Annotated in this window: 13 protein-coding genes; 12 read left to right on the top strand and 1 reads right to left on the bottom strand. The window is 76.2% G+C overall.

Translation table 11 applies throughout. The features are described from left to right. The 12 genes from V7Z97_RS17340 to V7Z97_RS17285 all read left to right on the top strand — a co-directional run. A partial coding sequence (locus V7Z97_RS17340) for a PDZ domain-containing protein (RefSeq protein WP_334164693.1) occupies window positions 1-366 on the top strand: 366 nt, incomplete at its 5' end. Then, entirely contained in the window at window positions 363-2405 is a 2043-nt protein-coding gene (gspD, locus tag V7Z97_RS17335) for a type II secretion system secretin GspD (protein ID WP_334164692.1), read from the top strand. The genes V7Z97_RS17340 and gspD, both read left to right, overlap by 4 nt. Then, a complete protein-coding gene (gspE, locus tag V7Z97_RS17330) occupies window positions 2402-3886 on the top strand; it encodes a type II secretion system ATPase GspE (protein WP_334164691.1) in 1485 nt (494 codons plus the stop codon). The genes gspD and gspE overlap by 4 nt, the downstream gene beginning before the upstream one ends. Then, window positions 3873-5084, top strand: a complete 1212-nt coding sequence (gene gspF, locus V7Z97_RS17325) for a type II secretion system inner membrane protein GspF (protein ID WP_334164690.1) — start codon at window positions 3873-3875, stop codon at window positions 5082-5084. Before gspE ends, gspF begins: the two co-directional genes overlap by 14 nt. Before the next feature lie 8 nt (window positions 5085-5092). Continuing rightward, window positions 5093-5542: a type II secretion system major pseudopilin GspG gene (gene gspG / locus V7Z97_RS17320; protein ID WP_334164689.1), complete on the top strand. Its 450-nt coding sequence runs from the start codon at window positions 5093-5095 to the stop codon at window positions 5540-5542. Continuing rightward, a complete protein-coding gene (locus V7Z97_RS17315; protein ID WP_334164688.1) occupies window positions 5511-5996 on the top strand; it encodes a GspH/FimT family pseudopilin in 486 nt (161 codons plus the stop codon). Before gspG ends, V7Z97_RS17315 begins: the two co-directional genes overlap by 32 nt. Then, entirely contained in the window at window positions 5980-6348 is a 369-nt protein-coding gene (gene gspI / locus V7Z97_RS17310) for a type II secretion system minor pseudopilin GspI (protein ID WP_334164687.1), read from the top strand. Before V7Z97_RS17315 ends, gspI begins: the two co-directional genes overlap by 17 nt. Beyond that, on the top strand, window positions 6345-6932 hold the full coding sequence (gspJ, locus tag V7Z97_RS17305) for a type II secretion system minor pseudopilin GspJ (RefSeq protein ID WP_334164686.1): 588 nt from the start codon (window positions 6345-6347) through the stop codon (window positions 6930-6932). The genes gspI and gspJ overlap by 4 nt, the downstream gene beginning before the upstream one ends. After that, the gene (gene gspK, locus V7Z97_RS17300; RefSeq protein ID WP_334164685.1) at window positions 6929-7900 is read left to right on the top strand and encodes a type II secretion system minor pseudopilin GspK; all 972 of its coding nucleotides are present in this window, start codon (window positions 6929-6931) and stop codon (window positions 7898-7900) included. Before gspJ ends, gspK begins: the two co-directional genes overlap by 4 nt. After that, window positions 7900-9009, top strand: coding sequence for a type II secretion system protein GspL (gene gspL, locus V7Z97_RS17295; RefSeq protein WP_334164684.1), 1110 nt, complete (start codon window positions 7900-7902; stop codon window positions 9007-9009). Before gspK ends, gspL begins: the two co-directional genes overlap by 1 nt. Beyond that, window positions 9006-9473, top strand: coding sequence for a type II secretion system protein GspM (gene gspM, locus V7Z97_RS17290; RefSeq protein ID WP_334164683.1), 468 nt, complete (start codon window positions 9006-9008; stop codon window positions 9471-9473). The genes gspL and gspM overlap by 4 nt, the downstream gene beginning before the upstream one ends. A 2-nt stretch (window positions 9474-9475) precedes the next feature. Further along, a complete protein-coding gene (locus tag V7Z97_RS17285) occupies window positions 9476-9796 on the top strand; it encodes a hypothetical protein (RefSeq protein ID WP_334164682.1) in 321 nt (106 codons plus the stop codon). On the opposite strand, the gene V7Z97_RS17280 is transcribed toward V7Z97_RS17285, so the two are convergent. Then, window positions 9772-10381 (bottom strand): prepilin peptidase (locus V7Z97_RS17280; protein WP_334164681.1); only part of this gene is annotated, 610 nt, incomplete at its 5' end. The two genes, V7Z97_RS17285 and V7Z97_RS17280, sit on opposite strands and share 25 nt — an antisense overlap.

Raw genomic sequence — 10381 nt, 5'->3', positions numbered from 1 at the left:
CCCCACGCCCCATCCCGGCTCGGCGGCCCGCCCGCCGCCGCTCCCCTCGCCCCGGCGGAGGCGGCGCAGCCCTCGTCCGGCGCGGCGATCGACCCGCGCCGCCTGCTCGCCCAGACGACCCTCCTGCCGCGCGTCCGCGACGGCCGGGCGGCCGGCTACACCGTCTATCCCAAGGGCGGCGCCGACGTGCTGCGCCAGGCGGGCCTGCAGCAGGGCGACGTCCTCCTCGCCGTCGACGGCGTGACCCTCACCCCCGAACGGGTGAGCCAGCTTCAGGAAGAGCTCGCCGGCGCGAGCGGGGCCGAGATCCGCTTCGAGCGCGCCGGCCAGGTGATGACCACGCGGATCCGGATGGCGGCCCAGTGAAACGACTCCTCGCGCTCGCGCTCCTGGCCACGGCCGCCCCGCTCTCGCTCCCCGCGCCGGCCGCGGCCCAGGAGCAGGTGCTGAACCTGCAGGATGCCGACATCCGCGTCTTCATCCAGGACGTCGCCCGCGCCACCGGCCGCACCTTCATCGTCGATCCCCGCGTGCAGGGGAAGGTGACCGTCGCCAGCCAGGAGCCGCTCAGCCGCGCCGAGCTGTTCGACGTCCTGATGTCGACCCTGCGGGCCAACGGCCTCGTGGCCGTGCCCACCGGCACGGGCGCCTATCGCATCGCGCCGGAGGAGGGTGCCGCCCAGCAACCCGCGACGCTGGGCGCCTCCGCCGGCTACGGCTTCGCGACCCAGGTGTTCCGCCTGCGCAACCTCGACGCCGCCTCCGCCGCCGAGACCCTGAAGCCCCTGGTCGGCCGTCAGGGGGCGATCATCCCGTCCACCCGCGGCAACATGCTGGTGGTCGCCGACTACGCCGACAACCTGCGCCGCATCCGCGGCCTGCTGGCCCAGATCGACGAGGACCGGGCGACGACCCAGACAGTCACCCTGCGCTCCTCCTCGGCGCGGGAGATCGCGGGCGTGCTCAACGACCTCCTCAAGCCGCCGGGCGCCGACCCCCAGGCCCGCAACGGCGTGGTCTCCATCGTCGTGGTGGAGAGCAGCAACTCGCTGATCCTGCGCGGCGACGCCGACGCCGTGCGGCCGCTGCTGGGCGTGGTCGCCGACCTCGACCGCCGCGCCGAGACGGCCGGCGACGTGCGCGTCGTCACCCTGCAGCACGCCAACGCCGAGCAGCTCGTGCCCGTCCTGCAGCAGCTCGTCGGCCAGCCGGTCACCCCCGCCGCGCCGGACGCCGCGTCCACGGCCCGCCGCCCGGCCACCGCCCAGCCCGCCGAGGCCGCGCCGGCCCCCACGCCCACGGCCGGCGCCGCCCGCGCCAACATCGCCCGCTATCCCGGCGCCAACGCCATCGTCATCGCCGCCGACCCCGACACCCAGCGCATGCTGGCCGAGGTGATCCGCCAGCTCGACGTCCGCCGCCAGCAGGTGCTGGTCGAGGCGATCGTGGTGGAGGTCTCCGACGACGCGGCCCGCAGGCTGGGCGTCCAGTTCGCGCTGGCCGGAGCCAACGGCTCGGCCGTCCCCTTCGCCAGCACGGGCTATTCCAACGCCCAGCCGAACCTCGGCGCCATCCTCGGCGCCGCGGCCGGCGAGCAGAACCTGCCGCAGGACTCCGCCCTCCTGGCCCAGCTCCGCGCCACGGCGGCCCAGTCCCTGCTCGGGACCAACGGCCTGATCCTCGGCGGCGCGGGTCAGAACGGCGACGTCCTGTTCGGCTTCGTCATCAATGCGGTGAAGAGCGACGGCCAGTCGAACCTGCTGTCCACGCCCTCGATCATGACCCTCGACAACCAGCCCGCCACCATCCTGGTGGGCCAGGAGGTGCCGGTGACGACCGGCGAGGTGCTGGGCGATTCCAACACCAACCCGTTCCGCACCACCGCGCGCCAGAACGTCGGCGTCCAGCTCGAGGTGACGCCGCAGATCAACGCCGGCGGCGCCATCACCCTCTACCTCCGCCAGGAGGTCTCCAGCATCGCCGGCGGCCTCACCACGACGGTCGGCGACCTGGTTCTCGACAAGCGCGAGATCGAGACCACCGTGAACGTCGACGACGGCCAGATCGTCGTCCTCGGCGGGCTCCTGGACCAGAACGACCGCGACACCGTCGAGCGCACGCCGCTGCTGGGCGACGTGCCGGTGCTGGGCAACCTCTTCAAGGCCACCAGCCGCCGGCGGACCAAGACCAACCTGATGGTCTTCATCCGGCCGCGCATCGTGCGCACCGCCGCCGAGGCCCGCGCCGTCACCGGCCCGCGCTACGACTACATCGCCGCCCAGCAGGCGCTCAGGAACCCCGCCCGCCAGAGCGAGCTGGAAGCCCTGGTCCGCGAGTACCTGCGCGCCGAGCCGCCGACCGGGGCGCTCCCCGCGCCGCCGGCCCTCCCGGCGGTCCAGCCATGACCGAGGCCCGCGCCTTCGCCTACGCCTTCGCCAAGACCCACGGCGTGATCCTGCTGGAGGAGGGCGACACCGCCGTCGTGGGCCTGCGCGAAGGCGCCGACCCCGTGGCCCTGCTGGAGGCCCGCCGAGCGCTGCGCACGCCGCTCGCCGTCCGGCCGCTGACGCGCGCGGAGTTCGAGCGCCGGCTCTCCGAGGCCTACGCCGGCGAGGGGCTCGGCGCCCCGGCCGACGACCTCGACCTGCCCGGCGGCCTCGACAGCCTGGCCGACGACCTCCCGGCCGCCGCCGACCTGCTGGACGCCCAGGACGACGCCCCGATCATCCGGCTGATCAATGGCGTCATCGCCGAGGCCGTGCGCCAGGGCGCCTCCGACGTGCACATCGAGCCCTTCGAGACCGCGCTGGTGGTCCGCCTGCGGGTCGATGGCGTGCTGAAGGAGGTGCTCAGCCTCTCCCACCGCATCGCCCCGCTCCTGGTCAGCCGGGTGAAGGTGATGGCCCGGCTCGACATCGCCGAGAAGCGCATTCCCCAGGACGGCCGCATCTCGCTCACCCTTGGCGGCCGCTCCCTGGACGTCCGGGTCTCCACCCTGCCGGCCCGGGCCGGCGAGCGGGTGGTGATGCGTATCCTCGACCAGGACCAGGCCCGCCTGGGTCTCGCCGACCTCGGCATGGCGCCCGCCGCCCTCGCCGTCTTCGAGGGCGCGCTTCGCGAGCCGAACGGCATCGTGCTGGTCACCGGGCCCACGGGCTCGGGCAAGACGACCAGCCTCTACGCCGGGCTGACGCTGCTCAACGACGCCACACGCAACATCCTCACCATCGAGGACCCGGTGGAGTACGCGGTCCAGGGTCTCGGCCAGACCCAGGTGAACCCCAAGGTCGGCATGACTTTCGCCGCCGGCCTGCGCGCCATCCTGCGCCAGGACCCCGACGTGGTGATGGTGGGCGAGATCCGCGACGTGGAGACCGCCCAGATCGCCGTCCAGGCCAGCCTCACCGGCCACCTCGTGCTCTCCACCGTCCACACCAACGACGCCGTCGGCGCGGTCACCCGCCTGCGCGACATGGGCGTCGAGACCTTCCTGCTGGCCTCCACCGTCCGCGCCATCGTCGCCCAGCGGCTGGTCCGCCGGCTCTGCCCGGCCTGCCGCAGGCCCGAGGCGGCGGACCCCGCCACGGCCCGGCTGGCGGGCGTGGCGCCCGGCGCCACCCTGTTCCGCGCCACGGGCTGCCCGGCCTGCGCCAACACCGGCTACGTGGGCCGGGTCGGCGTCTACGAGGCCCTGTGCGTGGACGACCGCCTGCGCCGCCTGATCGTCGCCGACGCCGACGAGGCCGCCATCGCCGCCGCCGCCTTCCCGGACGGCGCGGGGACCCTGCAGGCCGAGGCCCGCCGCTACGTGGTCGAGGGGGTGACCACGGTGGAGGAGGCGCTGCGCGTCGCCCGCCAGGAGACCGCGGACCATGTCGGCGTTTGAGTACACGGCCCTCGACGCCGGCGGCCGCACCCGCCAGGGCGTGGTCGCCGCGCCCACCGAGCGGGCCGCGCGCGAGGCGCTGCAGGGCCGCCGGCTGATCCCGGTCCGGCTGCGCGCCACGACCGGCCCCGCGCCCGGACCGCTCGCCCGCCTGTTCCCCGACCGCATCGGCCCGCGGGCGCTGGCGCTGATCACCCGCCAGCTCGCCACCCTGATCGCCGTCGCCCCGCTGGAGGAGGCGCTGCGCACCCTCGCCGCCCAGGCCGAGCGGCCGGCGGTGCGGCGGGTGCTGACGGCCACCCACGCGGGCCTGCTGGAAGGCTACCGCCTCTCCGACGCCATGGGCCGCCAGGGCGAGGCCTTCCCCCGCCTCTACCGGGCCATGGTCGCCGCCGGCGAGAGCTCCGGCGCCCTGCCGGAGATCCTCGAGCGCCTCGCCGACCTCCTGGAGCGCGACGAGCAGGCCCGTTCGAAGCTCCTCGTGGCCCTCGTCTATCCCGCGGCGCTCGCCGTCACCGCCCTGGCCGTGATCGCGGCCCTGATCACCTTCGTCGTGCCGCGCGTGGTCGAGCAGTTCGACAGCATGGGCCAGCGCCTGCCCTGGCTCACCCGGGCGATCATCGTCCTCTCCGACGCCGCCCGCGACTGGGGCTGGCTGATGCTGCTGGTCCTCGCGGCCGCCGGCCTCGGCGCGGCCCAGGCGCTCCGCCGGCCGGCGCTGCGGCTGCGCTTCGACGGCGCCCTGCTGCGCGCGCCGGTCCTCGGCCGGCTGATCCGCGACCTGCACGCCGCCCGGTTGGCGCGGACCCTCTCCACCATGATCGCCGCCGGCGTGCCGGTGCTGGAGGGCCTGCTGCTCACCGTTCCCACGGTGCACAACCGCGCGCTCCGCGCCGCCGTCACCGACATGGCCACGACCGTGCGCGAGGGCGGCAGCCTGTCGGGCGCCATGCGCCGGGCCGGGGTGTTCCCGCCGATCCTGCTCTACATGGCCGCCAGCGGCGAGAACGCCGGCCGCGTCGACCTCATGCTCGGCCGCGCCGCCGAGTACCTGGAGCGCGAGTTCGAGGCCGTGGTGCAGGTGGCGCTCAGCCTGCTGGAGCCGGCCATCATCATCGTCATGGGCCTGATCGTGACGGTGATCGTCCTCTCGATCCTGCTGCCCATCCTCCAGATCAACACCCTGGCCTACCGCTGAGACCGCCCATGACCGACACCCGCGCCCTCCGACCCGCCCGCGCCGAACAGGGCTTCACCCTGGTGGAGGTGATGGTCGTCATCGTCATCATCGGCCTGCTGGCCACGGTGGTGATGATGAACGTCCTGCCGAGCCAGGACCGGGCCATGAAGGAGAAGGCCCGCGCCGACGTCGCCGTCCTGGAACAGGCCGTCGAGAGCTACCGCCTGGAGAACCTCGCCTTCCCCACCACCGAGGAGGGGCTGCAGGCGCTGGTCGCGCCGCCGCCGGGCCTGGCCCGCCCCGACCGCTACCGCGAGGGCGGCTACGTGCGGCGCCTGCCGAAGGACCCGTGGGGCGCGGCCTACCAGTACCGCTACCCGGGCGAGCACGGCCGCTTCGACGTCTGGTCCATGGGCGCCGACGGCCAGAAAGGCGGGGAGGGCGATGACGCCGACATCGGCAACTGGGGGCTCTAGGCCCGCCGCCGAGCGCGGCTTCACCCTGGTGGAGGTGATGGTGGCCGTGCTGGTCATGGCCCTGCTCGCATCTGCGGTGCTCATCACCACGCCCGATCCCGGCCCCAGGCTCGCCGACGAGGCCGAGCGGCTGGCCGCGCGGCTGGCCCACGCCCGCGACGCCGCGGTCACCGCCAACCGCCCGGTGGAGATGGCGCTCGACGCGCAGGGCTACGCCTTCCGCGAGCAGCGCCGCGGCCGGTGGACGCCGCTGGAGGACGGCCCGTTCCGGCCGCAGCGATGGCCGGACGGCCTGGCCGTCACCGTCGAGGCCGGCGAGGGCCGCAGCGCCGTGCGCTTCGACACCACCGGCGCGGCCGAGCCCGTCACCGTCCGGCTGGCCAACCGCATCGACGCCATGGCGCTCACCGTCGACGCCCAGGGCGAGGTCAGGATCGATGACCGCGCGCGCTGAGGCCGGCTTCACCCTGCTGGAGATGCTGGTCGCGCTCGCCGTGCTCAGCCTGGGCGCGCTCGCCCTCCTGAACCTGGCCGGCGAGAGCACCCGCCAGGCCGGGGCGGTGGAGAGCCGGCTGTTCGCGGGCGTCGTCGCCGAGAACCAGGCCATCGAGGCCCTGACCGCCCCCATGCCGCCGGCGCTCGGCCAGGCGTCGGGCGAGGCCACCGCCGGCGGCCAGGCCTGGCGCTGGACCCGCCGCGTCAGCCGCACCGCCGATCCCGCCGTCCTGCGCATCGACGTCCGCGTCGCCGCCCGCCCCGGCGGCCCCACGGCCGGCGAGGTCACGGTCTTCCGGGGCCAGCCATGAAGGGCTTCACCCTGGTGGAGATGATGGTCGCCCTGCTGATCTTCGGCCTGGTCTCGGCCGCCGGCGTGGCCGTGCTCTCCTTCAGCGTCGACAACCAGCAGGTCGTCCGCGCCCGCAGCCACCGTCTGGCCGAGATCCAGCGGGCGCGCTCGGCGCTCAAGGCCGACCTCGCCCAGGCCGCGGCCCGCCGCACCCGCGGCGAGGACGGCCGGCCCTCCGCCCGCACCCTCGCCGGCGGCGAACAGGCCGTCGGCGGTCCGCTCCTGCAGCTCGTCCGCCGCGGCTGGGACAACCCCGACGCCGCGCCGCGCGCCTCCCTGCAGGCTGTGGAGTACCGCCTGGCCGACGGCCGCCTGGAGCGCCGCACCCGCCGGGCGCTGGACGGCGCCGCCTGGAGCCCGCCGCAGGTCCTGCTCACCGGCGTGCGCGAGGCGAGGGTCGCCTTCCTGGCCGGAGGCCAGTGGATCGAGGCCCTGCCCAACGGGACCCACCAGCCGCTGCCCCAGGCGGTCCGGCTCGACCTGACGCTCGACGACTACGGTCCGCTCTCCCAGCTCTTCGTCGTCTCGGGAGAGGCCGCATGAGGCGCCCATTCTCCTGGAGGGACGACGAACGCGGCGTGGCCCTGCTCACCGTGCTCCTGCTGGTGGCCGTGATGGCGACCCTGGCCGCCGGCTTGCTGGACGAGATCCGCTTCTCCATCCGCCGCGCCGCCAACGCCGAGGCCGTGGGCCAGGCCCGCTGGTATGCGATGGGCGCCGAGCAGCTCGCCCGCGCCCAGGTGGCCCGCCTCGCCGCCGCCGGCCCCGCCTCCGGCGACTGGAACGGCCGGGTGGTCCGCTTCCCCATTGAGGGCGGCGTGGTCCAGGCCCGGGTCACCGACGGCGGCGCCTGCTTCAACCTCAACAGCGTCGTCCAGGGCCCGCCCGAGGGGCTGCAGCGGCGCGACGCGGGAGCCGCCCGGTTCGTGGCCCTGGCCGGCGTCCTGGGCCTCGGCGCGCGCGAGGCGGAGATGCTCGCCGCCGCCCTGGTGGACTTCATCGACGCCGATCCCCTGCGCGAGGCCGGCGGGGCGGAGGACGAGGCCTACGCCGGCGCCGGCCAGGGTTACCTCACCGCCGGAACCCTGCTGGCCGAGCCCAGCGAGCTGCGCGCCGTCCGCGGCTTCACGCCCGCCGTCTACGCGCGCCTGCGGCCCTACGTCTGCGCCCTGCCCACAGCAGAGCCCGCTGCGCTCGACATCAACACCCTGACCCCCGACCAGGCCCCGCTGATCGCCATGCTGGCGGAGACGCCCATGAGCCTCGCCGCCGCCCGCGCCCTGATCGCCGCGCGGCCGCCCGGAGGCTGGCCCGACACCGGGGCGTTCCTGGGCCTGCCCGCCGTGGCGGAGGCGGGGATCGACGGCAATGCGCTTACCGTCGCCCCGCGCTGGTTCCGGCTGGAGACCGAGGTGACCTTCGGCGACGCCGAGGCCGTCTCCAGCGCGCTCCTGATCAACGAGGGCGGCCGTGTCCGCCTGGCCGCCCGGCGGTGGGGACCCGAGGAATGATGAGACGCACCCGACTGGTCTTCGCGCCGCACGACGCCCAGGCCCCGCCCGCCTACCTGCTGGTCGACGAGTTCGGCGAGCCCGTCGGCCGCGGCGAACAGCCCGTGCAGGCCGAGGCCCCCGCCGGGGCGACCGCCGTGGTGCTGGTGGTCCCCGGCGCCGAGGCCGTGGCCCGCTGGCTGCACCTGCCGACCCGCGCCGACCCCCAGGCCCGCGCCGCCGCCGCCCTGCTGCTGGCCGGCGAAACCGCCTTCGACGAGCCCATGCACCTGGCGCTGGGGGCCCTGGAGCCGGACGGCCACCGCCTGGTCGTCGCCGTCGCCGAGTCGCGGATGCGCGCCTGGCTCGATCTCGCCCGCACCTATGGTCTGGCTCCCGACGCCCTCATCCCCAACCACCTGCTGCTGCCCGAGCCGCCGGACGGCGAGACTGTCGCCGTGACGGTTGGCGGCGCGCTGGCGGTGCGCGGCCCCCGCCTCGCCTTCGCCTGCGAGCCGGCCCTCGCTCCGGTCCTGCTGCCCGGCCGCGCGCCGCGGACGCTGGACGGCGGGGCCGCCGAGCGGGCGTTCGCCCAGGGCGCCGGCCGCCTGCCGATCGACCTGCGCCAGGGCGCCTTCGCCCCCGCCGGCCGCGGCCGGCCCGCCCGGCGCGACCTCGTCCGCGCCGCCGGGCTCGCCGGCCTGCTGCTGCTCAGCCCGGCGATCCTCGACGCGGCCCAGGCCGTGCGCCTGAACCTCGCCGCCGACCGGCTGGAGCGGGCCGCCAGCGCGAAGGCGGCCGCGGTGCTGCCGAAGGGCGCCTCCGTCAACGATCCCGCAGTCCAGGCCCAGGCCGCCCTGCAGCGGGCCGAGCTCGCCGCCGGCGGCGGGCCCGCGGGCGTCGCCGCCCGGCTGTTCGCGGCCCTCGCCGGCATCGACCAGGCCCAGGCCGAGACCCTGATCGTCTCGCCGGACGGGGCCGTCCGCGCCACCGTCAGCCACACCAACTATTCCGACATGGAGCGGCTCGGCCGCGCCCTGAAGGCCGCCGGCGTCGCCTTCCGCCAGGAGGGCGCGCGCGAGGAGGGCGGCCGCATCGTCAGCGACATCATCCTGGGGGCGCGGTCATGAGGGCCTGGTTCGAGGGGCGCACGCGGCGCGAGCAGGTCCTGCTCATGCTGATGGCCGTGGCGCTGGCCGCCTTCCTCCTGTGGTTCGGCCTCTATCGGCCGCTGGCGGAGGCCCGCGCCGCCGCCGGACGCCGCCTCGACCGCGCCGCGGCGGAGGCCGCCGAGGTCGACCGCGCGGTCGCCCGCCTGCGGGTCCTGGGCGCGGCCCGCGCCCGCCCGGCGCCCGCCGACCCGGCCCAGGCGGTGAACGCCTCGGCCTCGGCTGCGGGCCTCACCCTGGCGCGGATCGAGCCCGACCCCTCCGGCGGGGTGCAGGTGGCGGTGGCCGGCGTCTCGCCGTCCCAGCTCTTCCCGTGGCTCGCGGCCCTGCAGACCGGCTACGGCGTCGCCCCGCGCCACCTGACGGTGATCAAGGACGAGCAGGGGACCCTGTCGGTGGACGCCACCTTCGGCGGGGCGGACTGAGCATGGCCCGTCTCCTCGCCGTCTTCGGCGCCGCCTTCCTGGTCATGGCCATCCTCTTCACGCCGCTGCGCATGGCGCTGGGCTGGCTCGACGCCGGAGAGGCGGGGCTGTCCGCCGAGCGCATCGACGGCACGGTCTGGGGCGGGACCCTGCACGGGGCGAGCTACCGCGGCCTGCCGCTCGGCGACGTTCGCGCGCGGCTCGACCTCCTGGCGGGCGGGCTGCGGGTGGAGAGCGCGCTGGGCGAGGGCGTGATCCGTGCCGGCCGGGCCGGCTTCGAGCTGACGCCCGCCGCGCCTCAGGCGCGTCCGAGCGGGCCGTAGAGGAAGGCGATCCAGATCCCCAGCGCCAGGAAGACCCCGAACGGGATCGGCTGGCCCGCCGCCGTGCGCCGGCCGGCCGCCGCCATCAGCGCCACCGCCGCCAGGCCCGCCGCCGCCGCCCAGATGAGGACCGTGGGCAGGGCGGTCCAACCGACCCAGGCCCCGCCGCCGGCCAGCAGGTAGGCGTCGCCGCCGCCCAGGCCCTCGCGCCCGCGCAGCCGCCGGTAGGCCCAGGCCACCAGGGCCAGCGCCGCGAAGCCTGCCGCCGCGCCGATCGCCCGGGCCGCCAGCGCCTCCGGCCCCGCGCCGAACGCCGCGGCCAGGCCGGTGGCGATCAGCGGCAGGGTCAGCGCCCGCGGCAGCCAGAGGTGCTCGGCGTCGAGCAGCGCCAGCAGCAGGAGCTGCCAGGCCATCAGGGCCCCGAGCACGCCCGTCGGATCCGGCCGGACCGCCATCGACCAGGCCGCCAGGGCCGGACAGGCGAACGCCAGCGCGGCGACCCGGCCGCGGGACGGCCGCGCCGCCACGCCCGGCAGCCGCACCGACAGGGTCGCCAGCACCGGCCCCACCGCCCCGCCCAGGAGG

It is taken from the genome of Phenylobacterium sp. (assembly GCF_036821595.1).
Classification (GTDB): Bacteria; Pseudomonadota; Alphaproteobacteria; order Caulobacterales; family Caulobacteraceae; genus Phenylobacterium.
Note: the sequence above shows the minus strand (reverse complement) of the source record. Positions and strands in the feature narration are given on the sequence as shown.